This is a genomic window from Sneathiella sp. HT1-7 (assembly GCF_020731145.1).
Lineage (GTDB): Bacteria > Pseudomonadota > Alphaproteobacteria > Sneathiellales > Sneathiellaceae > Sneathiella.
Map to the genome: position 1 here is coordinate 116988 of NZ_JAJFZN010000001.1, position 25403 is coordinate 142390.

General features: G+C 51.4%; 29 protein-coding genes. 11 read left to right on the forward strand and 18 right to left on the reverse strand.

Going from position 1 to position 25403, the window contains the following annotated elements; genetic code table 11:
* Positions 1 to 37 precede the first annotated feature (37 nt).
* The 3 genes from LKE13_RS00585 to LKE13_RS00595 form a co-directional block, all read right to left on the reverse strand.
* Entirely contained in the window at positions 38 to 1282 is a 1245-nt protein-coding gene (locus LKE13_RS00585) for a class I SAM-dependent methyltransferase (protein ID WP_227947742.1), read from the reverse strand.
* A gap of 6 nt (positions 1283 to 1288) precedes the next feature.
* The gene (locus LKE13_RS00590; protein WP_227947743.1) at positions 1289 to 2269 is read right to left on the reverse strand and encodes an NADPH:quinone oxidoreductase family protein; all 981 of its coding nucleotides are present in this window, start codon (positions 2267 to 2269) and stop codon (positions 1289 to 1291) included.
* Between the two features lie 86 nt (positions 2270 to 2355).
* Entirely contained in the window at positions 2356 to 3384 is a 1029-nt protein-coding gene (locus tag LKE13_RS00595; protein ID WP_227947744.1) for an asparaginase, read from the reverse strand.
* A gap of 68 nt (positions 3385 to 3452) precedes the next feature.
* On the opposite strand from LKE13_RS00595, the gene LKE13_RS00600 reads away from it, so the two are divergent.
* Genes LKE13_RS00600 through rlmN form a run of 3 tightly spaced genes read left to right on the forward strand, consistent with a single transcriptional unit; the run spans position 3453 to position 5829 of the window.
* Positions 3453 to 3992 (forward strand): RNA methyltransferase, encoded by a 540-nt coding sequence (locus LKE13_RS00600; RefSeq protein ID WP_227947745.1) that lies wholly within the window; start codon positions 3453 to 3455, stop codon positions 3990 to 3992.
* 31 nt (positions 3993 to 4023) lie between these two features.
* Entirely contained in the window at positions 4024 to 4614 is a 591-nt protein-coding gene (locus LKE13_RS00605; protein WP_227947746.1) for an invasion associated locus B family protein, read from the forward strand.
* 48 nt (positions 4615 to 4662) lie between these two features.
* Complete coding sequence (rlmN, locus tag LKE13_RS00610; RefSeq protein WP_227947747.1) at positions 4663 to 5829, forward strand: 23S rRNA (adenine(2503)-C(2))-methyltransferase RlmN; 1167 nt, start codon at positions 4663 to 4665, stop codon at positions 5827 to 5829.
* On the opposite strand, the gene LKE13_RS00615 is transcribed toward rlmN, so the two are convergent.
* Positions 5824 to 6294 (reverse strand): GNAT family N-acetyltransferase, encoded by a 471-nt coding sequence (locus tag LKE13_RS00615; RefSeq protein ID WP_227947748.1) that lies wholly within the window; start codon positions 6292 to 6294, stop codon positions 5824 to 5826. The genes rlmN and LKE13_RS00615 overlap by 6 nt on opposite strands.
* A gap of 36 nt (positions 6295 to 6330) precedes the next feature.
* Entirely contained in the window at positions 6331 to 7503 is a 1173-nt protein-coding gene (locus LKE13_RS00620; RefSeq protein WP_227947749.1) for a benzoate/H(+) symporter BenE family transporter, read from the reverse strand.
* Positions 7504 to 7601: 98 nt separating this feature from the next.
* Between LKE13_RS00620 and LKE13_RS00625 the strand changes: the two genes are divergently transcribed.
* Both LKE13_RS00625 and LKE13_RS00630 read left to right on the forward strand, forming a co-directional pair.
* On the forward strand, positions 7602 to 8168 hold the full coding sequence (locus tag LKE13_RS00625) for a helix-turn-helix domain-containing protein (protein ID WP_227947750.1): 567 nt from the start codon (positions 7602 to 7604) through the stop codon (positions 8166 to 8168).
* A 100-nt stretch (positions 8169 to 8268) separates the two neighbouring features.
* Positions 8269 to 9477: an argininosuccinate synthase gene (locus tag LKE13_RS00630; protein ID WP_227947751.1), complete on the forward strand. Its 1209-nt coding sequence runs from the start codon at positions 8269 to 8271 to the stop codon at positions 9475 to 9477.
* A 5-nt stretch (positions 9478 to 9482) separates the two neighbouring features.
* On the opposite strand, the gene LKE13_RS00635 is transcribed toward LKE13_RS00630, so the two are convergent.
* From LKE13_RS00635 to LKE13_RS00655, 6 genes are all read right to left on the reverse strand, one after another.
* The gene (locus LKE13_RS00635) at positions 9483 to 9797 is read right to left on the reverse strand and encodes a hypothetical protein (protein WP_227947752.1); all 315 of its coding nucleotides are present in this window, start codon (positions 9795 to 9797) and stop codon (positions 9483 to 9485) included.
* 9 nt (positions 9798 to 9806) lie between these two features.
* Positions 9807 to 10691 carry a bifunctional methylenetetrahydrofolate dehydrogenase/methenyltetrahydrofolate cyclohydrolase FolD gene (gene folD, locus LKE13_RS00640; RefSeq protein WP_227947753.1) on the reverse strand — a complete coding sequence of 295 codons (885 nt, stop codon included), beginning with the start codon at positions 10689 to 10691 and terminating at the stop codon, positions 9807 to 9809.
* A gap of 31 nt (positions 10692 to 10722) precedes the next feature.
* Positions 10723 to 11040, reverse strand: coding sequence for a DUF167 family protein (locus LKE13_RS00645; protein WP_227947754.1), 318 nt, complete (start codon positions 11038 to 11040; stop codon positions 10723 to 10725).
* Positions 11037 to 11324: a YggT family protein gene (locus LKE13_RS00650; RefSeq protein WP_227947755.1), complete on the reverse strand. Its 288-nt coding sequence runs from the start codon at positions 11322 to 11324 to the stop codon at positions 11037 to 11039. Before LKE13_RS00650 ends, LKE13_RS00645 begins: the two co-directional genes overlap by 4 nt.
* A gap of 101 nt (positions 11325 to 11425) precedes the next feature.
* Positions 11426 to 11560, reverse strand: coding sequence for a hypothetical protein (locus tag LKE13_RS18560; RefSeq protein ID WP_265334738.1), 135 nt, complete (start codon positions 11558 to 11560; stop codon positions 11426 to 11428).
* Between the two features lie 112 nt (positions 11561 to 11672).
* On the reverse strand, positions 11673 to 12533 hold the full coding sequence (locus LKE13_RS00655; RefSeq protein WP_227947756.1) for a crotonase/enoyl-CoA hydratase family protein: 861 nt from the start codon (positions 12531 to 12533) through the stop codon (positions 11673 to 11675).
* A gap of 126 nt (positions 12534 to 12659) precedes the next feature.
* Between LKE13_RS00655 and LKE13_RS00660 the strand changes: the two genes are divergently transcribed.
* Positions 12660 to 13010: a DOPA 4,5-dioxygenase family protein gene (locus LKE13_RS00660; RefSeq protein ID WP_227947757.1), complete on the forward strand. Its 351-nt coding sequence runs from the start codon at positions 12660 to 12662 to the stop codon at positions 13008 to 13010.
* Between the two features lie 5 nt (positions 13011 to 13015).
* Here the strand turns inward: LKE13_RS00660 and LKE13_RS00665 are convergent, their stop codons facing one another.
* Both LKE13_RS00665 and LKE13_RS00670 read right to left on the reverse strand, forming a co-directional pair.
* Entirely contained in the window at positions 13016 to 13339 is a 324-nt protein-coding gene (locus LKE13_RS00665; protein WP_227947758.1) for a GcrA family cell cycle regulator, read from the reverse strand.
* Positions 13340 to 13471: 132 nt separating this feature from the next.
* Positions 13472 to 14716 carry a PQQ-dependent sugar dehydrogenase gene (locus tag LKE13_RS00670; RefSeq protein WP_227947759.1) on the reverse strand — a complete coding sequence of 415 codons (1245 nt, stop codon included), beginning with the start codon at positions 14714 to 14716 and terminating at the stop codon, positions 13472 to 13474.
* A 142-nt stretch (positions 14717 to 14858) separates the two neighbouring features.
* Between LKE13_RS00670 and LKE13_RS00675 the strand changes: the two genes are divergently transcribed.
* Positions 14859 to 15578 (forward strand): glutamine amidotransferase-related protein, encoded by a 720-nt coding sequence (locus LKE13_RS00675; protein ID WP_227947760.1) that lies wholly within the window; start codon positions 14859 to 14861, stop codon positions 15576 to 15578.
* Here the strand turns inward: LKE13_RS00675 and LKE13_RS00680 are convergent.
* Both LKE13_RS00680 and LKE13_RS00685 read right to left on the reverse strand, forming a co-directional pair.
* Complete coding sequence (locus LKE13_RS00680) at positions 15575 to 16765, reverse strand: CaiB/BaiF CoA transferase family protein (RefSeq protein WP_227947761.1); 1191 nt, start codon at positions 16763 to 16765, stop codon at positions 15575 to 15577. The two genes, LKE13_RS00675 and LKE13_RS00680, sit on opposite strands and share 4 nt — an antisense overlap.
* Before the next feature lie 152 nt (positions 16766 to 16917).
* On the reverse strand, positions 16918 to 17451 hold the full coding sequence (locus LKE13_RS00685) for a peroxiredoxin-like family protein (RefSeq protein ID WP_227947762.1): 534 nt from the start codon (positions 17449 to 17451) through the stop codon (positions 16918 to 16920).
* A gap of 220 nt (positions 17452 to 17671) precedes the next feature.
* Between LKE13_RS00685 and cobT the strand changes: the two genes are divergently transcribed.
* Complete coding sequence (gene cobT, locus LKE13_RS00690) at positions 17672 to 18688, forward strand: nicotinate-nucleotide--dimethylbenzimidazole phosphoribosyltransferase (protein ID WP_227947763.1); 1017 nt, start codon at positions 17672 to 17674, stop codon at positions 18686 to 18688.
* Positions 18689 to 18690: 2 nt separating this feature from the next.
* On the opposite strand, the gene LKE13_RS00695 is transcribed toward cobT, so the two are convergent.
* Positions 18691 to 19326 carry a histidine phosphatase family protein gene (locus tag LKE13_RS00695; RefSeq protein ID WP_227947764.1) on the reverse strand — a complete coding sequence of 212 codons (636 nt, stop codon included), beginning with the start codon at positions 19324 to 19326 and terminating at the stop codon, positions 18691 to 18693.
* Positions 19327 to 19357: 31 nt separating this feature from the next.
* A complete protein-coding gene (locus LKE13_RS00700; protein ID WP_227948838.1) occupies positions 19358 to 19813 on the reverse strand; it encodes a molybdopterin-dependent oxidoreductase in 456 nt (151 codons plus the stop codon).
* Between the two features lie 228 nt (positions 19814 to 20041).
* On the opposite strand from LKE13_RS00700, the gene LKE13_RS00705 reads away from it, so the two are divergent.
* Positions 20042 to 21013 carry a glycosyltransferase family 9 protein gene (locus LKE13_RS00705; protein ID WP_227947765.1) on the forward strand — a complete coding sequence of 324 codons (972 nt, stop codon included), beginning with the start codon at positions 20042 to 20044 and terminating at the stop codon, positions 21011 to 21013.
* On the opposite strand, the gene LKE13_RS00710 is transcribed toward LKE13_RS00705, so the two are convergent.
* Complete coding sequence (locus LKE13_RS00710) at positions 21010 to 22812, reverse strand: ABC transporter ATP-binding protein (protein ID WP_227947766.1); 1803 nt, start codon at positions 22810 to 22812, stop codon at positions 21010 to 21012. The two genes, LKE13_RS00705 and LKE13_RS00710, sit on opposite strands and share 4 nt — an antisense overlap.
* A 254-nt stretch (positions 22813 to 23066) precedes the next feature.
* On the opposite strand from LKE13_RS00710, the gene LKE13_RS00715 reads away from it, so the two are divergent.
* Together LKE13_RS00715 and LKE13_RS00720 are read left to right on the forward strand one after the other, a co-directional pair.
* Positions 23067 to 24149, forward strand: a complete 1083-nt coding sequence (locus LKE13_RS00715) for a hypothetical protein (protein ID WP_227947767.1) — start codon at positions 23067 to 23069, stop codon at positions 24147 to 24149.
* Positions 24150 to 24163: 14 nt separating this feature from the next.
* A complete protein-coding gene (locus LKE13_RS00720; RefSeq protein WP_227947768.1) occupies positions 24164 to 25393 on the forward strand; it encodes an imelysin family protein in 1230 nt (409 codons plus the stop codon).
* Positions 25394 to 25403: the final 10 nt, after the last annotated feature.

Genomic DNA, 25403 nt, shown 5'->3' on the forward strand with positions numbered 1-25403 from the left:
CAAATAACGCAATACAGCTGTGCGTTTTAAGCGCCCTCTAATCGCGCCTCGACTTGAGCCATAGAAGATTAAGCCCCTGTAACATTTTATACGTGGGGGCGTAGCGCGCCCGAAAATTGGGCCAGGTCATAGAAATATCGGCCTGAATGTCCCGAAGACTTTTCCGACCATCAATTTGAAGGACAAATTCTGCGGCACCCTCTGGTACGTCAAACGTCATCGGTTCCGCATCAAAATGCGCCGTAAGGGTGGATCGCATGGCAAGGGTCCGGGAGAGTGCCTCGGCATTGTCATCCTTCAGGAAGGGTATCATTTCAGGATCGAACTTTGCTGGTCCGGCAGCGTCTCCCCCCGTTTTCCTGATGTAGAAAGTATGTGTCTTGATTGTTCCGGAGAGATTCTCAGCCAGTGCGGCGCGCACCCCATCATCTAGTTTACGAGCCCGCTTTCGAAGCTCGGTATCCTTGAGGTATGTCTCCGGCTCATAGCGTATCGGTTCGATAAAACTTACGAGATCCAAACCAGCGCCGCCTATAAGTTCCAGAACTTCAGGCACCAGATAACTTCTGTCCCGTGGGTGCAGCAGCAAATCATAGAGCGCAGCATCCTCTCCCAACTTGTGATCACCGAGCACCTTGTTCTTGTTGAGCCAATTGCCAGACGGAAGATCAATTAGAAGACTTTTGGCGAGCTTTACCTGCCCGTTTACACTTTCATCCTCCGTCAGGACCCGAAGGGCATTCTGTATCGGATAAACACCTGTCCGCCCAAGCGTCGCGTAAACCATAAGTCCCATGCCTCCGTCATCTGCAAGGCTGGCTGCAAGCGCCGCAAGTCCTGTTTCGGGTTCTTCCAAATGATGGAGTACACCGCAACAATCGATATAATCAAACAGTGGAAGTTTCAGTGTGGGGAGATCTAGAAGAGAGCCGGTTATAAACTCAATATTCTCGAGGCCGCGCACTTTCGCCCGTGCCTCGGCCACTTTTCGGCTCGCCGTGGATAGATCGAGATAGGTGACATGCCCCGCCTTTCCCCTGTCCGCCAGATGCTGCGCCAGCATAATAGCAGCATCGCCGGTTCCTCCACCCGCCACAAGCACGCGAAAAGACTGTGAAAAATCGCGTTTTCCGGCGAAAAGGTAATGATTAAGCTCATCAAGATGGCTCGGACTTCCTTCAATCAGCCGCGCCGCCTCGTCTTTCGGATCGCGAGGAGGATAGGGTAGCGCTTCATACTGACGTTTGACCGCCTTATCGCGCCTGCCCTTCCCCTTCGCCATAAAAGATCAATCCTTAACGGTGATGATGACCTTGCCAGTGGTCTTGCGTGAAAGCAGTGCTTTCATAGCATCTGCCCCCTGCTCCAACGGGAAATGCATGGAAACATGTGGTTTGATCTTGCCGCTTTCCACCATGTCCAACATCGCCTGGAAGTTTGCACGGTTCTGCTCCGGATACCGGCGAGCGAACTCGCCCCAGAAGACACCCACTACCGAACAGCCTTTAAGCAGAGCGAGGTTGGTTTTAAGCTCCGCAATCCGACCAGAGGCAAATCCGATTACGAGTAAACGACCGTTCCAATTGATGCAACGCATGGACTGGTCAAACGCGTCGCCGCCAACCGGGTCATAAATTACGTCAGCACCTTTTCCGTCCGTCAGTTCCTTGACGCGGTCACGAATGCTTTCCGTTGAATAGTTGATGACATGCTCCGCGCCATACTGCTTGACTATATCCATCTTTTCATCGGAACCGACCGTGCCAATCACCGTCGCGCCGAGCGCCTTGCCAAGTTCAACCGCATTTAGTCCTACGCCTCCGGCTGCACCATGGACCAGCAGGACCTCGCCCGGCTTCAAATCACCCCGGTCGACGAGCGCGTGATAAGTCGTGCCATAAGTGACCGGGAAGCCAGCGGCTTCATCAAAAGGCATATTGTCGGGAATTTTGTAGGTCCCATTTTCCGGCGCCAACACATATTCCGCAAAGCCGCCCACTCCATGATTAGCCATAACCCGATCGCCAACGGCAACCTTTGTGACGCCTTCACCGATTTCCGTTACGATGCCGGATGATTCCATGCCGGGAGAGAAGGGGAAGGGCGGCTTGACTTGATATTTGCCCGCAATCATCAGGGTGTCGGGGAAATTCAGACCGACGGAATGCACCTCTATCTTGACCATTCCTTTTTTAACTTCCGGTTCTGGTACATCCTCCATTACCAGAATATCCGGATCCCCAAATTCCTTGCAAACAAGAGCTTTCATGATTTTTTCCTAAATGTCATTTTTGTTGTTATTGCGATTGGGAAACTTACCCTTCAACAAAAGCTGAGGTCAATCTCCGAGATTTTCTAGCCTTCCAGATCGGCCCTGATCTCGCCGACTGTCAGATCATTCCGGTTGCGCAGAATGGGGCGAACGAACGGATCAATTGCCCGATGAATGTCATCATCAAGAACCCCGAGTTCGTCAAGAATTGCACCAAGCGCAACCTCCACCGCTCTCGTCGTTCCATCGGCGGCTTTGATTGCGATGCCAATGCCGTCCTCCGGTAGGGCCGCGAGATAGACGCCTTCCGCACCTACCTTAGCAATAACCCGGCCCTTTGCCGCGCCGTTAATTGCGGTGCAGAGCCTGTCAGATCCCGCAATCATTTCGGGATATTTCGCAATTGACTTCTGTAAACGGGCACAGGCGGCAGCCCGATCCGCACTGAGCTTGGACGGATCGGCAAATCTTGCGAATGCAAGCGCAGCCTGCTGCAGTGGAATACCGATCGTGGGAATGGAACAACCGTCAATCCCGATCGGCGCTTTCGATAGATCTAGATCAGTGAACTCTTCCAGCACGGCGACGATGCGCCGCTGCACCGGATGTTCTCGATTGATGTAGCCTTTTACCTGGTCTTTCAAATGCACAGCCGTACACAGGAAGCCTGAATGTTTGCCCGAACAGTTATTATGCGCGGGCGATGGTTCCTGGCCCGCGGCGGCAAGTGCCCGCGCCGCCGGATCATATGTCGGCCAATGCGTGCCGCATTCCAGGTCCTCAATTCCGAGGCCGAGCCGTTCGAGCCAGCCAGTCACCGCCTCGACATGTATAGGTTCCCCCGTGTGAGAGGCGCAGGCAAGCGAAAGCTCTTTTTCACTTACGTTGAATGCATCCGCTGCCCCGCTTTCAACCAGTGGCAACGCCTGCAGGGGCTTGATTGCAGAGCGGAGATAGACCGGACTGTCAACTTTTCCCCAGCATCTCACCATCTTACTCGCCGAATCGCATACGGCAGCAGAGACAAGATGACGGCTCTCCACCATCGACCCGCGTGTCACCGACACGGTAAAAGGAAGACTTGCAGAATTATCAGAGGAATGGTTATTCATATTCTGGCCCAAAGTGGTTTTGTAGTTCGGGGTTTTTATCAGGAAACCGGTCAGGAGAGTAGATAATTATGGCAATTTCCCGGGGATATTTTGGTATCGGGGTAGAGGGGATTAGCAAGCCGATGAATGCAGGCAACCTTTTCCGCACTGCCCATGCTTTCGGTGCGAGCTTTGTTTTTACTCTCGGTGCTGAATATTCCGTTCGCAAGGCCCGCTCGGACACCTCCGTCGCGCCAAAGAACATCCCGTGGTATGATTTTGGAAATCTCGATGAAATGCAACTGCCCAAGGGATGCAAGATTGTCGGAGTGGAACTACTCGACGAGGCAACAGAACTCCCGAGTTTTTTCCATCCTATCAGCGCCGCCTATGTTCTGGGACGCGAGCGCGGCTCCCTTTCGCCAGCTATGCAGGAAAAATGCGACTACTTTATCAAAATTCCGACAAATTTCTGTCTGAATGTTGCAACCGCTGGGGCAATTGTTATGTATGACAGAATAGTCACCCATGGACGATTTGCCCAGCGACCAACCGGTGAGCTTGGAAAGCCGGTACCCCTAGAAACGCATATCCAGGGGGCGCCGATCAAGCGGCGCGAAACGGATTGATGTTAGACATGCAATTGAACAGGTTGAGTGGATGTTCCAGTTTGAAGAAAAATTGAAGATGCCGAGGGTAGAAAAATCTACGTCAGGCCGCTATTCTTTCGCCATGTATAGATTATCAGCAAGTTTTCTACTGACCCTAACCCTTCTTCTGTCCCTGCCGGGGACAGTTGCCGCGCAACAGGCAGAGCCCCGTGTTCTTGGCACTTTTACTGATTGGCTTGCCTATAGTTGGATCGAGAATGACAACAAGGTTTGCTACATGCTTTCTCGGCCGCTTAAATCAACTCCGAAAGGAGTAAAACGTGGTGACATTTATTTAATGGTAGCCTATCGGCCAAGCTCAAAGTCCAAGGAAGAAGTCAGCCACGTTGCCGGTTACCCGTTTAAAGATAAATCAACAGTTGAGGCTTTGATCGGTAGCAACAGGTTTCTGCTCGCGACAAATAACGAGGTTGCCTGGGTTCCGGAGGGCGGCAGTGACGAAAAGTTGATCAGCGCGATGCGTGGCGGATCGAAGATGATCGTTAAGGGAACATCAACGCGTGGGACGCTAACTGTCGATACATATTCACTCCAAGGCTTCACCGCCGCTTACAAGCAGATTAGAAAAAGCTGTACTTGATCGACCTGACAAGAGTATAAGCCGCTTTTTTAAGATATAGTGGAAACCATGGATCATTTGATTCCCGATGTGGCCGCCGTTGACCGGCAACCGGAACTACTCGCCATCCGTCAAAGCCTGATAGGGCTCGACCGGAGCGAAATAGCGGGTGCGCTGGCTGAGGCGGGACTGGATGAGAAAACCTCCCGGATGCGGGCGCGCCAGCTGTTCCACTGGCTTTACTACCGCGGTGCCAGCACTTTCGAGGACATGACCTCGATCTCGAAAGACATGCGCGGTTGGCTACCTGAAAAATTTACAGCGGAACGGCCGGAAATTACGTCCCTTCAGGAATCGACTGACGGCACGCGTAAGTGGCTGGTGAAATTTCCGGATGGCCAGGAAGTAGAATCGGTACATATCCCGGAAGAGGATCGCGGTGCGCTTTGCGTATCAAGTCAGGTCGGCTGTACCCTCACTTGCAGTTTCTGTCATACAGGCACCATGAAGCTTGTGCGAAACCTGACTGCAGGCGAGATTATCTCCCAGATGCTCGTCGCGCGTGACACGATCAACGAATGGCCAAGCCCGAAGGGCGAACGTATGATCTCCAACATCGTTATGATGGGTATGGGCGAGCCGCTTCTGAACTACGATAACGTCGCCAAGGCGCTCAAAATCATCATGGATGGTGAGGGTATTTCGCTTTCCAAGCGGCGGATCACTCTTTCGACATCCGGCGTCGTTCCAAAAATCCACCAATGCGGCGAAGAGCTTGGCGTCAATCTCGCCATATCACTTCATGCGGTTAACAATGAGGTGCGCGACATTCTGGTGCCGATCAACAAGCGCTATCCAATCAAGGAACTATTGCAGGCCTGCAAAGAATATCCGGGCAGCAACAATGCGCGCCGGATCACATTCGAATATGTCATGCTGGACGGCATCAATGACAGCCCGGCTGACGCGCGGGAGCTCGTTCGGTTGCTGAAAGACATTCCCGCGAAGGTCAATCTGATCCCGTTCAACCCTTGGCCCGGTTCGCGATATGAATGCTCCAGTAATAATGCGATGCATCGTTTTGCGAAAATCGTCAATGACGCGGGTTACTCTTCCCCCATTCGCGTACCGCGCGGGCGCGATATCATGGCCGCCTGTGGCCAGCTTAAATCTGCAAGCAAGAAAGCCCCCGCGTCTGTGCGTCGCAAAGAATCTGGCGCTATTGCTAGCCTATAACTCAAGCTGCATGGTGATGCTGGTAGGACGATCGTAGCCTTTATGAGCAGTTGTCCCAGTTTGGCGAAAGCCGCGTCGGTGGAAGAAATCATGCACTTCCTTAAGTTCAACACGTGACTGCAATTCAATCAGCTTTTTTCCTTCAATGCGAGAAAGGTTAATCGCTGCATTCACAAGCGCAAGACCAATACCTGATTGCTGTGCCTTCGGGTCAACCGCAAGCTTACCAAGATACATCCTCTCGCCTATATCTTTCAGAAAACAACAGCCAATCAGCTTGCCTTCCTCTCGCGCTAAAAGAAGCGCTTCCTCCTCTGATTTTTGAATAATTGTGTCTTCATTTAAAAGGTGCAGAGAGGACGGTGGGTCAATGCGAGTTTCCATATAGGCGAATGCATCAAACAGGAGCGCAAGCAACTCCCGCCATTCGACAAAACCCACTTCCTTAACTGCAACCCTTACCATCGCTTAATCCCGTGCTTTCTCAATATTCGCAATAATTTACACTTTTACACGTCCCGTAAAGTGCTTGCGAAAGAGGTAGGCGCACATACCAATAACAATTCCCCAAAAAGGCGCGCCGATGGACAGGAGCGTCATACCCGATGCTGTAACGGCAAAGGTCAGGATCGCCGCATCGCGCTCTACCTCCTCCTTGAGAGCGGATTCAAGACTATTGGCGATCGTAGACAGAAGGGCAAGCCCGGCAATCGCCATGACGAGCGCCGCCGGAAAGGCTATGAACAAAGCCGTAATCGCCGCGCCAAATAGCCCGGCAAGAATATAGAAAACCGATGCCCAGAGCACAGCAGGATACCGCTTTTCCGGATCAGGATGCACATCAGGGCTCATACAAAGGGCCGCCGTGATTGCCGCAAGATTAAACGCATACCCCCCGAATGGAGCCAGCAAAACACCTGTGAAACCTGACCAGCCGATCAGGGGAGATGCCGGCGCATCATAGCCATGCCCCCGGAGAACAGCGATGCCCGGCACATTCTGTGATGCCATTGTCACTATGAAAAGAGGAATCCCCACACCAATCAATGTGGAGATGTCAAAGCTCGGTACTACAAAGACTGGCAGCGTGAGGGAGAACTCTGCCTCGACCGGGGATATTTGGCCCCCAAAGAATGCAATCGCAACTCCGGTCAGAAGAGTGAGCGGGATAACGTATCGGGGCATAAACTGCTTCGCAACGAGGAAAACGAAAACCATCGCACCAACCATGACAACATCTGCCTCCAGCGCGACAAACGCATCCAGACCAAACCGCAACAGGACCGCTGCCAGCAAAGCTGAAGCGAGCGATTGCGGCACAAAAGCCATTATCTTCTGAAAAAGCCCAGTAACCCCGCAAAGCGTGAGCAGGACGGAACTGAAAAGAAACGCACCAATGGCGTCCCCCATCGGTATGCCGGGCAAACTGGTCGCAAGGAGTGCCGCGCCGGGCGTTGACCAGGCAATCAGGATTGGCTGGCGATAAAAGAGGGTGAGTCCGATACTGCTGACGCCCATGCCAATCCCGACCGCCCAGAGCCAAGAACTGATCTGATCCGGTGTCGCGCCTGCCGCATTTGCCGCCTGAAAGACAATCGCCCCCGCACCGGCATAGCCGACCAGTACGGCGACAAAGCCTGCGGAAATGTAGCTCGGAGAGAAATAGCGGAGCATTTTGATCTATACCTTCCAACATAGTATGCGTTATAACGCACAAGCAACGCCAAACTAACAGATGTGCGTTATAACGCTCAAGAAAAAATGGACGCATTATGCAGGAACTGAAAAATCACCTTTCAACAACCCTCAAGCATCTTCGCAAAAATCGCGGCTGGAGCCTGGATGCTACCGCCGCGGCTACTGGCGTGAGCAAAGCCATGTTGGGACAAATCGAACGAGGCGAATCGAGCCCGACAACCGCCGTCCTATGGAAGCTGGCGACGGGATTTCAGGTTTCCATCTCTTCCCTGATGGAACCGCTACCCGAAATCTCGGCGGATACTGTTATTCGAGACGCTGAAGAAATCCGCAATATTCCCGGCGATAAGGGCATGGCCGTTGCCCCGCTTTTCCCGTTTGAACCGCGCTTCGGCTTTGACCTGATGGAGCTTACCTTCCTTCCCGGATATGAGCGCGTATCAGAGCCGCATGAACCGGGCGTTATCGAACATATTACTGTCATGTCCGGAAAAATGGAGATTCTGACCGACGATATCTGGCAGAAACTTGAAAAAGGGCAGACAATACGCTTTCGTGGGGACAAGCCTCATGGGTATCGGAATCGGAACGATGAAAAGGCCGTTACGCTTTCAGTGATCCACTATCCGCATCGTACCTGAAATATGCGGAAATCTGCCCCTTGCGAAGCCTTTACTTTTCCCCTAGTTTGCGCGCTGCAAAGTTGCCTGAATAACAGATTCCCTATTGAGGTCCCCAGTTATGTCCCAAGAAATCAAAAAAGTCGTTCTCGCCTATTCCGGCGGTCTTGATACTTCCGTCATTCTGAAATGGCTTCAGACGACCTACAATTGCGAAGTTGTCACTTTTACGGCTGACTTAGGTCAGGGCGAGGAACTGGAACCGGCCCGCGCCAAAGCAGAGATGATGGGTATCAAGGAAATCTATGTGGATGATCTGCGCGAAGAATTCGTGCGTGATTTTGTCTTTCCTATGTTCCGCGCAAATGCGGTGTATGAAGGTCAGTATCTCCTTGGTACTTCCATCGCACGGCCGCTGATTTCAAAACGGCAGATCGAGATTGCGAAAGAGGTCGGCGCCGATGCCGTTGCCCATGGCGCAACCGGTAAAGGGAACGACCAGGTCCGGTTCGAGCTTGGCTATTACGCGCTTGATCCCGATATCAAGGTTATTTCCCCCTGGCGGGAATGGGACCTTAACTCCCGCACCAAACTGATTGACTTCGCCGAAAAGAACCAGATCCCCATCCCGAAGGACAAGCGCGGCGAAGCTCCATTCTCGGTCGATGCGAACCTCCTCCATATCTCGGCGGAAGGCAAGGCATTGGAAGACCCATGGGAAGAAGCCGGGGAGTATGTCTATTCGCGCACAGTAGCGCCGGAAGATGCGCCGGACATCCCAACCTATATCGAGGTTGAGTATGAAAAAGGCGATCCGGTTGCCGTTGACGGCAAACGGATGAGCCCGGCGGAATTATTAACCGCACTGAACAAACTCGCCGGCGACAACGGCATCGGGCGGCTTGATTTGGTGGAAGGCCGATTTGTTGGCATGAAGTCACGCGGCATCTATGAGACGCCAGGTGGGACGATTATGTTAGAAGCCCATCGCGGGATCGAGCAGATCACCCTTGATCGCGGCGCCATGCACCTGAAAGACGACATCATGCCCCGCTATGCAGAACTGATTTACAACGGCCTCTGGTTCTCCCCAGAGCGGGAAATGCTGCAGGCTCTGATCGACAAGAGCCAGGAAAAGGTGACTGGTACCGTCCGGCTCAAGCTCTTTAAAGGACGGGTAAGCGTTGTCGGGCGCAAGAGCCCCTACTCCCTCTATTCGATGGAGCATGTGACGTTCGAGGAAGACACGGTTTATGACCAACGTGATGCCGAAGGCTTTATTAAGTTGAACGCGCTTCGTCTGCGACTTCTGCATCGGCAGAAAGGCTAAAGCTCTTAATGAAGACGATGATCCGACCCCGGATCGTCGTCATCGCCCTCGAAATCAGGGACTTCCTCCACATAGGGGACGTAGCGGTCCTTGATAAAAAGCGCGGCTGCAAACGCCGCTCCTGCAATTGCCCCGATCGCCATAATCTGCGGCATCGACGGGACCCATGGCAGTGTCCAGCCAATATCAAATGCGCTTAGGATAAACAGAACGCCCGCCATCGGCAGCGCGATAACAAGAATGCTGAAGACAATTCCCACCAACGCGCCAACGGCGACAAATTTAAAAAAACGTCCGATAAGCGGGCGGGAATATCGCACAGGAAGAATTTACACCTTTGGTTCGGGAACACCGGCCTGACGGCAGGCGGCCGTTATCGTGTTGGCCAGCAGGCAGGCAATTGTCATTGGACCAACGCCGCCCGGAACCGGCGTAATCGCCCCCGCCACCTCAACTGCCTCGGTAAAGCAAACATCACCAACAAGCCTGGTTTTACCGTCATCCTTGGGAATACGATTGATCCCGACATCTATCACGGTTGCGCCGGGCTTGACCCAATCGCCCCGAACCATCTCAGGACGGCCCACCGCAGCAACCAGAATATCCGCCCCCCGACAGACATCGGGCAAGTCGCGGGTGCGGGAATGCGCAATGGTAACTGTACAATTCTCCGATAGAAGCAAGCTCGCCATCGGTTTGCCAACAATATTCGACCGACCGACAATAACAGCGTTCATACCGGAAAGATCGCCAAGCGTATCCTTCAGCATCATCAGGCAGCCAAGCGGCGTACAGGGCACCATCGCCGGAAGACCAACCGCCTGCCGACCGGTATTGATCACATGGAAACCATCAACATCTTTCATCGGATCAATGGCATCCAGCACTGCCATCTCGTCAACCTGTTTCGGCAGCGGCAATTGCACAAGAATACCGTGAATTGTAGGGTCTGCATTAAGGCGGTGTACGACTTCCAGCACTTCTTCCTGACTGGCAGTCATCTCCAGACGGATTTCTTCAGATTTCATGCCGGCTTCCGTTGTCGCCTTGCCCTTGTTGCGGACATAAACTTGGCTCGCCGGATCTTCTCCGACCAACACTACGGCAAGCCCTGGCGTCAGATTATGAGTTTCTTTCAGGATAGCAACCTGCTTGCCAGCCTTTTCCCGCACACGGACCGCGAAGGCCTTGCCATCGATAATTGTCGCTGTCATTATTCCATCCCCTCACCGCGATATCGCCTGATCATAAATTATCTAACCAGACCTTTATCCGATCTTCTGTCTCCGATGGATCACCTAATATCAGCAAGGTCTTGTTTCGATCAAGCTTGCCTGAGACAATCTCAAAATTTCCTCGGGCATACTTTATTGATTTCGACAGAAGTTTGACCAAGGCGCCATTGGCTTTCCCTTTTTCAGCGATCGCCGTCACTTTGATTTTAAGTCTAGAGCACCCTTCACCATCGACAAATATATCTTCAATCCGGTTTTGTGCAGCGTTCGGCGTGAGACGGATATCGAGCAGTAATCCGTCCTCACTTCGTCTAAACGGCAGTGTCACATCATCATCGGGGCATATTCAAACAAGAGATTACGAAGGAAAATCAGCAATAGAATGAGAACAACGGGCGAAATGTCGAGTCCGCCCATCGTCGGTATGATTTTTCTGATCGGGCGCAGCGGAGGTTCCGTGATCTTGTACAGAAAATTGCCCACCGACGCGACAAACTGATTGTTTGTATTGACGACATTAAACGCAACGAGCCAGCTCAAAATCGCATTTGCAATCAAAAGCCAGATAAAAATACTGATAATCGTACTAATCAGATAGAGTAAGGAAGTCATGTATATACCTGCGCGATTTAATCCATCCTACATTTAGGCGCTAAGCCTGCAAAACGCAACCATTCTGCAGATTTCCTTATAACGAATACAGCTTTATTAATTCAAGGGTGCAAAGCCGATGTTGTTGCCAGATTAGAGCTTGTGGCGCTGGTTTCAATATTAACCGCCGGATTGGCAGACTGCAGCGACAATAAGAACAACAAACCGCCCTGAACAAGAATTGATGTGAGCTTCATAAGACTACCTCCGGTTCTTGCTGAATGACACGCAAGAACCGGAGATAATTTTTGGGCGTTTTGACTAAATTTTTTATACACCTATAAAATGTATTCACATAATTCAGTATGCTTATTTAAATTCAGGTTCCTCCCACCAGGGGTAATAGTCGGGCATATCGGTCGACGGGCGCATAGTGAATTTTGCTGGCCGCTTTTCCAGAAAAGACGTAATCCCTTCGGCAACATCAGGGCTTTTGCCCATCACCTGAATGCCGCGGCTATCGATCTTATGGGCTTCCATCGGATGATCTGCACCCATCATGCGCCACATCATCTGGCGGCAAAGGGCAACCGAGACAGGCGCCGAATCTGCAATAAGTTCCTTAGCGAGTTTGCGAGCCGCTGGCAAAAGTTCATCAGGCTGATAAACCTCCTTTACGAGGCCGCCAGACTTCGCTTCATCCGCCGGAAAGATACGCCCAGAATAGACCCATTCCGCCGCCTGCGAGATACCAACCAGGCGGGGCAAGAACCAGCTGCTACAGGCTTCCATAACAATGCCACGGCGTGAAAAGACAAAACCGATACGGGCTTTCTCGGACGCCAGGCGGATGTCCATGGGCAAGGTCATTGTCGCCCCGATGCCAACCGCCGGACCATTGATGGCCCCAATTATCGGCTTCTTAGATTGATACATCCGCAGTGTTACCCGCCCACCGCCATCACGGTGCACCTCGCCGTCGTTTACCTCGCCACGCGCTTTGTAATCGAAGGTTTCTGTCCCTTTTCCAAGATCGGCCCCCGCGCAGAATGCCCGCCCCGCGCCCGTGATGATAATTGCGCGAACATCATCGTCATTATCTGCCTTGTCAAAGGCGTCAATCAATTCATCGCGCATAATCTTGGTAAAGGCATTCAGATTATCCGGCCGATTTAAAGTAATGGTCAGGATCTGATCTTCGACATCATAAAGAATATGCTCATAGGCCACGGGTTTTCCTCCGATTTATATGTTTTTATAGCGTCTGCCTTGTCCCGCCATGACAAAGCAACGTGGAGTACCTATGTTAACAAGTATCGGCTCTTTAAGGCCAGTGAATTTTCGAAGGAAAATTTTATGTCTCACGACTTGAACCAGCGAGTAATCGGATACCACGCCCATATCTACTATCGCCCGGAAACAAAAGCCGCCGCGGCCAGCGTCCGTGAGCAGTTAGGCGCTCAGTTTGACGTCACCTTGGGCCGCTGGCATGACAGACCTGTTGGACCTCACCCGATATCCATGTATCAGGTGGCGTTCACAATCGAAGAGTTCGAGAAAATTGTTCCCTGGCTTATGCTTAACCGTCAGGGCCTTGATATTTTAGTCCACCCGGAAACCGGCCATGACCTTGAAGATCATCGCGATCATGCGCTTTGGCTTGGCGAAAAGCTGAAACTTAATCTGGGAATGTTTGAAGCGGCCTGAAAAGCCTAGTTATTGTCTTTGTTTTGATAGGCCATGTTGCAATGCTTCAGGCAATAAGGCTTGCTCGGCACTGCTTCATCGCCACAAAAATGGAAATTATCCTCACCCGGATGGCCAATGGGCCATTGGCAAGCGCGATGCGCCGGAATGACTTTCTTCTTCGGCTTGGCCGCCGCAGGTGTTGATTTGGATGACAAGCCAAGACGGTTCGCCTTCCCAATAACGGCATTGCGTGTGACATCGCCCAGCTCCTCGGCAATTTCCGCGGCTGTTTTGCCGGAGCCCCAGAGCTTTTTCAGCGTCTCAATACGTTCTTCAGTCCAACTCATTCCACGATCTCTTGTTGCGGTTGCCCTAAATCAACAGCGGCCGCAATCCATATAATTGTCGCGCCGCCGCCAAAGCCTCACTGATATATCCCTGACAGCGCAGAGAGTCTATAATAATTCCGTTTTGGCGTATTATGGTGTATAGGAAATACGCCATACCGTTTGACTAACGGCATCGGCCACCAGGAGGGAGCCATCAGCCGCCACCGTGAGGCCCACCGGTCGGCCCCAGACTTTTGCAGCACCAGGATCTTCAACTTCGATACGAAATCCAGTAGCGAAATTCTGATAGGACCCCGTTGGTTTGCCCCCGTCAAATGGCACCCTGACAATTTTATATCCCGTCGGTACGGATGCATTCCATGACCCCTGAAAGGCAACGAACGCATCATTTTTATATTCTGCCGGGAACTGATCGCCATGATAGAATGTCAGGCCAAGTGGCGCGGAATGGGACTGGAACAAGGCATCAGGCAGGATTGATTTTGCGACCATCTCTGGAGCCCGATCAGCATAGTCCGGATCGGGAATAGTGCCGGAGTAGGCATAAGGCCAACCGTAAAACCCGCCCTGCTTCACTTCCGTCAGATAATCCGGCACCAAACCGTCGCCATAGCCATCACGCTCATTCACCACCGTATAAAGCGCGCCGGTAACGGGGTTAAAATCCATACCAACGGGGTTTCTAAGGCCCGTCGCCACTGTTTCCATCCGGTTGTCGTCAAGATAGAGTTTTTGAATACTGGCACGCGGGAGCGGTTCTATGGCGATATTCGACGCGCTTCCGACGGAAATATAGAGGGCATTATCTTTCGCGTCATACAGCAGAATTCGCGTCCAATGCCCATGCCCATCACCCAGCGATCCAGGCTCCGTAACGTCCTCAACCGGTCCAGTGACGTCGAGATCCCCAACGTCGAAGGGAACGCGACGGACCTGTGTTTCTTCTCCAATATAAAGCCAGTCGCCGATGATCGCCATGCCATGCGGTGTCTCCAAGCCATCAACCAGTGTTTTCTCGATTTCCGCCCGGCCATCCTCATCCGCATCACGCAAAATAGTAATCTTGCCGCCGCGGGGCTCCGCCAGCAAGACATCCCCATTTTCCAGCGCGTAAAGCCATCTCGCATGCGTCAACCCCCTGCGAAAGGGGTTTACAATAAAGCCAGGGGGTAGATTTAGTTCACCTTTTATATTTGAACTGACGCGCCGCGGACTGAGTGCCTCAACAGGTGTTGCATATGGTTCGGGAAGATCCTCGGCACGGATAGTGATAATCGCCCCAACTTCATCCGTGTCCTCTGCATATGCCACAGGCACTGGAATTGCGGCTGCTGATAGACCGACTAAAATCGCCAGATATTTTAACGATATCATTGTACTTGCCATTTCCCCTCGCCGGTAATCAATTGCCAATCATTTTAATATAATAATGGGATATGGTCTTGTATCGGACTAAAGGAAAGCTAAACTAAGGCGCAGGCCGATTTTTCGTTTAAGCGAGGATTTTGTTCCAATAATGTCGCAAAAAGTTCTTCTTGTTCTCCATCAGGCAACGTCTGATCCTGGCCATGTCGGCGAAGCCATTCGCACCCGAGGATTTGAACTCGATATGCGCATTCCAGCGATTGGGCAACCATTGCCAAAAACGATGGAAGAACATGCCGCCGCTGTCATTTTTGGTGGCCCAATGAGTGCCAATGATGATCATGAGGAATTCATCCGTGAAGAAACCAAGCTGATCGATGTCCTTCTAAAAAGCGAAACTCCGTATCTCGGGATTTGTCTTGGCGCCCAGATAATGGCCCGCGCCTTGGGTGCCCGCGTCGCGGAGCATGAAGATGGATTGCGGGAGGTTGGATACTACCAGCTTACTCCTGCTGTCGACGATTGCCATCTCTTCAAGAAACCGATGATGGCCTATCAATGGCACCGCGAAGGATTTGATGTCCCGGAAGGGGCCACTTTGCTCGCCCGCGGCGACTTCTTTCCAAATCAAGCCTTTCAAGTAGGGAAAAATGCTTACGGTATCCAGTTCCACCCAGAAGTAACAGAGGCCATGAACCGCCGCTGGACAATTAAAGCATCGCATATGCTAAGCGATCCCGGTGCACAGTCACGGGATGCGCAGCTTGAAGGCCGGCGTAAATATGACGCCGACATGCGCGATTGGCTCGATCTTTTTCTGGATCATTGGCTGCCGCCGCTTGCGCAGCGGCAGGCCGCAGTCGGCAGCTAAATTACACGCTTGGACCTTAAGTCCGCGATCTCCTCAGCCGAATAACCGAGGCTTTGCATGGTTTCGTCCGTATGCTCACCCAGTGTCGGCGCCCTGCTTTTAAGCTTTGTGTCGGTTTTCGACATCTTGATAGGTAATTCGGTAACGGGGATCTTCTTGTCAAACCCCGGATACTCGACTTCTTTTAGCAAACCCATTGCCGCAAGATGAGGATCATCCAGTACCTCCTGAGGGGTCATGACGGGTCCGCAAGGAAGACGAACGGCGTCCATCTCAGCAATTGCCTCCTTCGTCGTTCTTTCCGCACACCATTTCGCCATGCGCTCAGAGATGATTTCGTTATTGTCACCACGACTCTGGTCTGTCTTGAAGCGCGGATCACTGAGCCAATGATCCTCCCCAATCAGTTTTGTCCAACGTTCGAACAACGGCCAACCGAGTGATTGCACCAGAACCCAACCATCTTTTGTCTTGAATGTATCGCCAGGCCCGGCACCCTGTGCGCGGTTTGCTGTTCCGACCCGATTTAACTGAAGCATCGCCTGCTCCATTAGCGTCACACTGGAAATAAGTACGGAAGAACCAAACAGCGACGTGTTGATCACCTGACCTTCACCTGTCATATCCCGGTGACGGAGCGCGGCCATTGTCCCGATAGCTCCCATCAGAGCCGTCGTAAAATCAACATATGGGCCATATAGCTTGCGGGGCTCACCCTCGCTGCCGGACATATGCATAACACCAGACATTGCCTGACCGAGACCATCAAATCCGACGCGGTTTTTGTAAGGCCCTTCATCACCAAAGGCGGAGCCATGAGTCAGAATAATATCTTCCTTGACGGCTTTCAGGCTTTCATAATCAAGCCCCATGGCCTCCAGTGTTTCAATCGGAAGATTGGCAACAACTACATCAGCGGTTTTCACCAAGCGCTTGACCACCTCACGCCCTTCGGGCTTCATTGGATTGAGGGTAATGCCTTTTTTATTCTGCGCCATTTGCATAAAGAGGCCGCCGTCACCCGTCTGCTCTTCTGTGAGAGGCGTGACATAGCGATCTTCGCTACCTGCCAGCTTTTCAATACGGATAACCTCTGCACCAAAGTCGGACAATACTGTTGCGCAATAGGGGCCCGCGATATAGCGACCGAAATCCAGCACCCGAATTCCCGATAGAATATTTGACATATCACTCCTTCCTGATCGTTCTTGTTATTATTACACAGGTTTATCGCCTACGATTTTGCGGGCAAGAGTGCACTTAATTGCTACATTTGGCAATTGTTTTAAAACCGAAACATGGCAACTTTTTCTGTGCCGAGAGAAGAATTCTTCAGAATTTATGCGGCATGGGTTCCGCGAATGGGGTAATCATTTTCCCGGATGAATTTCACACCCCGGAGAATTGCCCCAAGTTCCGGCCGCGCAAACGGAGCATTCGAAATATCAATGATTTGAATGACATTATCTGGCCGAATAACAAAAAGCCCCGGCTCCGGGAATGGCTGATCCGTCTCCTTGGGAGAGCGTGGATCAGAAATATAAAGCCCGAGTTTCTTCATTTGATCAATAGACAGGTCATATCCAACAGGAAAGCTGAGCGCATTGTCCTTCGTGACAGCATCCGCCTTCTCTTGCCCATCCCCGGAGATGGCAACAACGTCCAAACCGGCTTCTTCAAATTCCCCTTTCAGGCTTTCAAGCTGCGTTAAATAACGCATGCATATAGGGCAATGCTTTCCGCGATAGATAATTACAAGTCGCCATTTTTTGGTATCTGCCGTTCCATTGCCAATTGCTAGCTTACCGCCGGACACAAGAGGAACTTCAATTTTTGGGAATGCCTGCCCTGCCGTAAGTTTATTACTTGTCATTTTGTCTATCCCTTTGCAGTGTTATAGGCCATTATTTCCAGCCAATATGGAACAATCGTTCCAGTAATGTAGAAACTTTGTATCTGTTAAACAAGGTCAATTATGCAGACCGGCTTTCTTGCTAATTTATGTCGGTCCATGGATTGAATTAAATCCGATCTTCCCTAAAATGACGCTGATCTTCAACTCCCTCCTGTAAATGCATAGGTTCTGATAAATTATGGCCTCGTCTCTTAGCGAATTCCGCAAGGAACTCTCCAACCTTACCACAATAAGCCGATCTTCCACTGAGGCTGCTGTCACCCGCGATGCCGTGCTAACGAAGCCAGCGGGGTCGCTTGGTGAACTCGAAATGCTCGCTTTTTGGCTTTCCGGTTGGCAGGGCAAGCATCCGCCAAGCTGCGACCATCCGCAGGTAATTATTTTCGCAGGGAATCACGGGGTTTGCGATCAAGGTGTTTCTGCTTTTCCGCAGGAGGTAACCGTTCAAATGGTCGCAAATTTCGACCGAGGAGGCGCGGCCGTTAACCAGCTTGCCCTCGCTTTTGGCGCGAGTTTTTCGGTAAATGCCCTGGAGCTCGATAACCCGACCGCTGATTTTACAAAAGCCCCGGCAATGGATGAGGCGGAATGTGCAAACGCACTTTCTGAGGGGTGGGATTCCGTCGACAGCAAAACCGATATCCTTATCGTCGGGGAAATGGGGATCGGAAATACCACCGTGGCAGCGGCTCTTTCGGCCGCCCTTCTGGGCGGCGACGGCGCGGACTGGGCCGGCCCCGGTACTGGCGTTACAGAAGAAGGCATACGACGGAAGGCAGCGGCAATCAATGCCGGGCTAACCCGCCATCGCGACATACTTGATGACCCACTGAAAATACTCCAATGTCTTGGCGGGCGTGAAATCGCCGCCATGACCGGTGCCATTCTGTCGGCACGGCAGAAACATACCCCTGTTCTGCTCGACGGATTTGTTGCCACGGCGGCCGCAACCGTCCTTTTCAAGGCAAATCCAAAGGCTCTTGATCATTGCGTAGCGGGGCATGTCTCTGCTGAACCCGGCCATAAGAAGCTGCTCAAAGCAATCAACAAGGAGCCATTACTCTCGCTTGGCATGCGCCTCGGCGAAGGTTCCGGCGCAGCCTTGGCCCTTGCTATTATCAAGGGCGCCGTCGCCACACACAATGGCATGGCGAGCTTTGCTGATGCCGGAGTAAGCGAAGAGAAAACCGATTAGCGTTAGGAATATTGAGTTCGGTTCAGATCATTTACAAAGTTCACACGCCAATTCGTGCTCCCATCGCTCTGAAAGGACGTTAAATGGGTGAGTGAGAGGGGATCTACCGCTAGGGAGAGCATCTTTTCGGGTATCATACTTAGGGCCAGCCCCACAATCGCCCGGATCACACCCGCATGTGTCACGAGAACAAAATTTCGTGTCTCCCCGGACTGCTTAAGAATGTCAATTTCTCCTTGCACACGATTGAGAAGGTCCTGAAAACTTTCCCCCGCCTCTGGTCTAAAGGTTGCGGGGTGGTCGAAGAAATCACGATAATGCTCCCCCTCCGCCGCGGCCACCTCCTGATAGGTTTTTCTTTCCCACTGACCAAAACTCTGCTCGCGCAACGTTGAACGTTCCAGTACGGGCATATCTGCGCATCCTTGCCGGTCAAGAATATGCCGCGCAGTGTCACGGCACCGCGCCAGATCACTTGTGACAACGACACTCTTTTTGGGAAGTAATTGCGCGAGAGTATCCAACCTGCCTGTGTCAGAAAAATCGCCATCTAAATCGAGATGGCCATAGATCATGTCAGCATTAACAGGCGCGTGGCGGATCAACCACCATTCCTGTGTTACATAATCCCCCGTCATATCATCAGACGATCGATGAGCGGTGACCCGTTTATTCCACTGCTAATTTCGTGAGCTGCCAGATCGACCTGCCATAATATTTTTCCTGGGCAAGTTCCTTATTCGTATCATAGGGATAAATGATCCAAAATGGTGCGTAGACGCCATCTTCCAGCCACTCTCCGTCCATCTTATAGGCAATAATAACCTCGAAGTCCTCAGCGTCGGAAATAGGGATTTCAACTGTATACCCATCAACCGCCGTGGCTTTGAGGACTGTGCCTGCGGCTTCCACTTTATCCAGAATATCCCGCAAGAGAACCCCGCGAAAGCGAGTCTTTCCTGTTGTCCAGGGGCTGCGTGTGATGACTTCAACCGGCGTCGAAGCCGCCATATCGCCCGGGCTGAAATATATCGAACCATGAATGGAAGTGATTTTACCTGTAATTGTTAATTGCTGATCTTCCGCACGCGCCACTGAAGCACCGAAGACAAGAATCGCGATCATCACGACTAAAAAAGCCAAATTTCCGTATCTGTATGACCTGTCACTCTTTGCTAAAGAATCTGCCAATGCTTCACTCCCAATCAATTTTGTTTGCCCGCGTCCACCGCGGCGACCTATAAAATCTGTTTCAGCCCCTCCCCCTCAGCTATTCAGGCCTGATAATGATGGAGGTAGCGACAATAATCGTATATGTACCCGATACTAAAGATTACGTTCAAAGGTTTTTTTATGAAGAGGACTTTATTCGTCGCCTCGAACCGGTTGGGAGATGCCGTCCTGACAACGGGCGTGCTGCATTATCTCCTTGAGACAGAGCCGGATATAGCTGTCACAGTGATATGCGGCAATATTCCCAAAAGCATATTTGAATCCATTCCCGGCGTGGAGCGCGTCATCGGCATTAACAAGCGGCGATTTAGCCTGCACTGGCCGGAAGTTGCATTAAAGCTTGGCCCCGTTTTCTGGCACCGCATCGTCGATTTCCGTGGTTCTCTACTTGGGTTTCTTCCCGGTCGCCACAGACATATCTGGCGAGGTGGCCAGGACGACATTCACAAAGCCGTTGCAAATGCGAAGCTGATCGGTCTGGATACTCCCTTACCACCAAGAATTATGCCAAGCGAAGAGCAACTCATTGCCACACAAAAATGGCTCGGCCCAAAAGAAGTGCAAGGGCCGATATTGGCTCTCGCTCCGACAGCAAATTTTTACCAAAAGCAGTGGCATTATGAAAATTATCTCAAACTCGCTAAAGAACTGACGGCGAAAGGCTGCATTCTTGAAGGTGCCCGCATTGCCGTTTTTGGTGCTCCGGGAGAGGAGGCGCAAGCCATGCCTGTCGTAGAGGCGCTTCCCGAGGCTCAGGTTATCAATCTGGTTGGCAAAACCACACCGATGGAGGCCGCCGCTGTCCTGTCACAATGCGCACTGTTTGTCGGCAATGATTCCGGTCTCATGCATACGGCGGTTGCTGTTCAAATACCAACAGTGGCTTTGTTTGGCATTGGAAAGCCAGCTGTCTACGGACCATGGGGTGAAAAGTCCTTATGCCTGAAAAGCACTCCGCATGGCACCCCCATCACCAGATCGAACAACCCCAAAGACGCAGATAAAGAAGAACCGCTTCCTTTTGACTATGTGCGAAGAGAAATAGAAGCATTTTATCGCAGGATTAGCGAAGAGCCCCTGTCGGAAATTTAGGACTTCACCTCACGGAAAGGTGTAACGCCGCCGTCGAGAGAAAATTGGTGGTTATAGAGATCCGCATAGACCCCCTCTTTCTTCAAGAGTTGATCATGAGCGCCGCTTTCCACTATCTCACCTTCCACGACGACATTTATCATATCTGCATCGAGTATAGTCGACAGCCTATGCGCAATCACAAGGGAGGTTCGCCCCTTCATCAGATGTTTAAGTGCCCTCTGTATTTTACGTTCTGACTCAGTATCAAGAGCCGAGGTTGCCTCATCGAGAAGCAGGATCGGCGCATCTTTCAACATTGCACGCGCAATAGAAATACGTTGTTTCTGGCCACCGGAAAGGCGGACGCCATGGCTACCGACAAGTGTTTCATACCCCTTCGGTAAAGCCGAAACGAAGTCATGAACCGCTGCGGCTTTAGCTGCCTCTACAATCTCCTCGTCGGTCGCATCGTCGCGGCCATATGCAATATTCGCCTTAATCGTATCATCAAACAGGAACACATCCTGACTCACCAGAGCAATTTTCTGACGAAGCGAAGCCAAGGTAACATCTCGAACATTTTGCCCATCGACCAGAATTTCTCCGTCGTTCACATCGTAAAATCGCGGGATAAGGTTCAGTATGGTTGATTTACCTCCGCCTGAGGGTCCGACCAGCGCAACCCGTTTCCCGGCCTCAAGCTTCAACGAAATGTCGTTCAGGACGATTTCATCATTTTGATAGGCGAATTTAACATGTCGGAACTCGACATCTCCCCGGTGGAATTCAAGCATGGCGGCCATTGGGCTATCCACAACCTTATGATCAATATCCAAGAGAGCAAAAATTCGTTGCGCCGCTGCGAGGCCGGTTTGCATTCTTGGAAAAAGCTTCGCCACACTTTTGATAGGTTGATACGCCAACATAATTGCAGTGATAAAAGCAAAGAATGTGCCCGGCGTGGTCTGTCCTTCGATCACGCTACTCGCGCCATAGAAAATCACACCGGCAATCAGAAACCCCGCCAATGTCTCAACAATCGGTCCGCTTGACGCCTCGATCCTCAACGCCTTGAACTGCATTTTGAAGCGATCTTCAATCACTTCGTCGCCCTGCTGCACGGCCTGATTTTCACGATCATAGGCCTTCACCACACGAATCCCCTGAAAGTTCTCCTCCAGGAAGGAACTGAAATCCGCTGTTTGCTCGAGCACCTTGTTCGATGCCTTGCGGGAACGCTTGCCAAGTTGACGGATTGCCAACGCACCGGGAGGCAAGGCGATCAGGATAAACAGAGCCATTTTCCAGTCATAATAAAACAGCGACGCGATTAGGAATATTGCTGTAAGGGTGTCCTTGGTCATAACCACCAAAGTCTGGGTGGCGACCGTTTTCAGGTAATTTGTATCAAAGACAAAACGGGAAATCAGATTGCCCGAGGCGTTTTCATGAAACCAGGCCAGATCCGCAAAAACGAGTTTTTTAAATAGATTTTTCTGGATATCAGAGACAATACGCGTACCAATCCAGTCCATGACGATTGTTTGTCCGTATGTCGCAAATCCACGGGCCGCGAAAATACCGATCACAGCAAGAGTGGTGTAAATCACGAACTCCGGATTTTTATCGAAGAATACCTCATCAATGATTGGCTTCATGATAAAAGCTGTCGCTGTGGCAGTCAGGGCGCTCACGATCATAAAGAAAATGGCAAGAAACAGTCGGCCTTTATAATGGGAGACATAATCCCGCAACAATCGACCATACAGAACCACTGTCGCTGAATTATTTGGAATATCGGGAGTTGTTTTGCTCAATCTGTTATCCGGCTTTATCTTGTATAAACTGGCCCACAGGTAGCACAGGGGCCTTTTCCTGAATAGCGTAAACGCCCTTTTAGTGTCTTTGCGCGCATCATAGACGACCGAGATACAACAGTATTGGGGCGACCGCCAGAAATCCAAACTATAGCACCCATTTTGTCAAGATTTTAGTTGCGAATGATTTGCATTTTTATTATTAGTCATAGTTGCGAATGAAAATCAAACCTAGAATCTGAAAGAACATCTCCATGTTAATTTACCGTTCGGGGCCAGCGGGATACCTGCTTGCGCTTACCGCCGCCTTTCCGATATCACTTGTTGCTGTCTCCGCATCCGCCGAAGAGACAAGCTATCCGCAAATAACCGGAGAGCTTTCCGTCGAGATTGAGAATGACTGGACATACCAATCGGATGATCCCACAGCAGAGATTAACGACCTCTATCCCACGGTTGTTCTTGGTACAAATGTCGCCTTTACAGAAGCCTTTTCCCTTAACTTCGAAGCCACGCTCGAGCCCGTCGAAGACGCAACAAGTGATCGGGCGTTTGAAGACTTGGGAGGATATCTGAATATTATCACCGCTAACTATGACGGTGAGACAGTTTCCGCTTATGCCGGTAAGTTCACCCCGAACTTCGGCATTGCCTGGGATATCGCGCCGGGAATTTTCGGCACCAACCTGAATGAAGACTATGAGTTGGCAGAGATGGTCGGATTTGGTGGCGGATTTCATTTTGAAGCCGCGGGTGTCCATACAATATCAGCTAGCACCTTTTTCCAGGATACAAGTTTCTTAAGCAATTCTGTTGGAACAAAACGAGGGCCGTTGGAACTTTCAGACGGCGGTGCTGGCAATACGGAAGACTTCTCTTCATTTGCTGTCGCATTTGATGGTGAATTTCAACATGTTGCCGGATTTCGGTATCATCTTGGCTTTTCCTCTCTCGGGGCTGGCGAGGGTGGCAATGACCGACAGCTTGGCTATGCCATTGGCGTCGAATACGCCTTTAACATCGGCGAGAACCTGACCATTTCTCCCATGGCTGAATATGTCTATTTCGATAATTATGGCGGCATGGGCAATGACACTGCGAAATATTTCACTGGTGGACTGGCGCTCAATCATGAGAACTGGGTTGCCTCGACCACCTATCAGTTGCGCGATACGGAAGTTTCCGGCGTCACTACCGATGACTATGTCGTCGACTTTACCGTGGGTTATGTCTTTGACATGGGCCTCGGGGTAGCTGCCGCATGGCGTGGCGCCGAAGAAGACAACGTCGATTCAGAGGGCCTTGGCCTTCTCCTTTCATACGCAATTGAATTCTAAGCATGAGGAACCCAATGAGAAAAATTAGCTTATATGCAGGCATCTCCTGCATCGCACTGGCACTCGCTTCCGTGTCCTATGCTTCACAAACCGATCCTATCCGGAATATCTCAAGCTATGCCCTTGATAAGGATGCCGCCGGATATGTTCCGAAGTATGACGCTTATCCGGTCATCGCAAATTATGCCGCATTGGTCGCGGAAAATTACAGTCAGTCACTGCTGGATGCAAAAGACCTGCAAACTGCCATCGGCGCGCTGCTGGAAAATCCATCCCAGGAAACGCTTAACGCAGCTCGAAACGCTTGGCTGAATGCCCGCACGAGCTATTTACAGACGGAGGCATTTCGCTTTTATGAAGGACCTATCGATTTCGTAGACGAAAAAACCGGCGAAGAAGGACCGGAAGGCCGGCTCAATGCTTGGCCGATGAATGAAGGCTTTATTGACTATGTTGAAGGAAACCCGAAAGCTGGAATCATCAATAATACGTCTATCGAGATCACCGCAGCCTCCATTCGTGAAAATGACCAAGTGGAAGACGAGGCAGATGTCACGACCGGCTATCATGCCATTGAATTCCTGCTCTGGGGACAGGACATGAACCCCACCTCCCCTGGCGAACGTCCTTATACAGACTTCATCGTCGGGAAGGATAACAACGACAGACGGCGGCTCTATCTTAAAACGATCACTGAGATGCTGGTTGCCGATTTGGAATGGCTGGTGACAGCCTGGAATACCAGCGATCCAGACAGCTACGCCGCAACATTCAAAGCATATTCGGATCGCGAAGCACTTGGCCGAATTCTAACCTCGCTCGCAACACTGAGCGAGTTTGAACTGGCCCTGGAACGCATTGCAACCGGGTTAGACAGTGGCGATCAGGAGGACGAGCAGTCTTGTTTCTCCGACAATACACTTAATGACGTCATTTTTGATCAGCGCGGGATACGGAATGTCTATTTCGGCAGCTACGGCAGCGTGAATGGCCCCGGCTTCAGCGACCTTGTCGGCGACCTCGCACCAGATCTAAACAAGCGTATGATCACCGCGCTTAACCAGACCGACGCAGCGATTTCATCACTCAATTATCCGTTCGACTCTATTCTGGCATCGGCGCCAAAAAGTCAGGCCCGCGCAGAGGCAGAGGCCGTGATTACTGCCTTGCAAGCTCAATCAGATGTCATTAAGGACATTGGCAAACTCCTCGGAGTTAAAGTCATCGTCCCTACCGGCGGTTAAAAGGAACCAC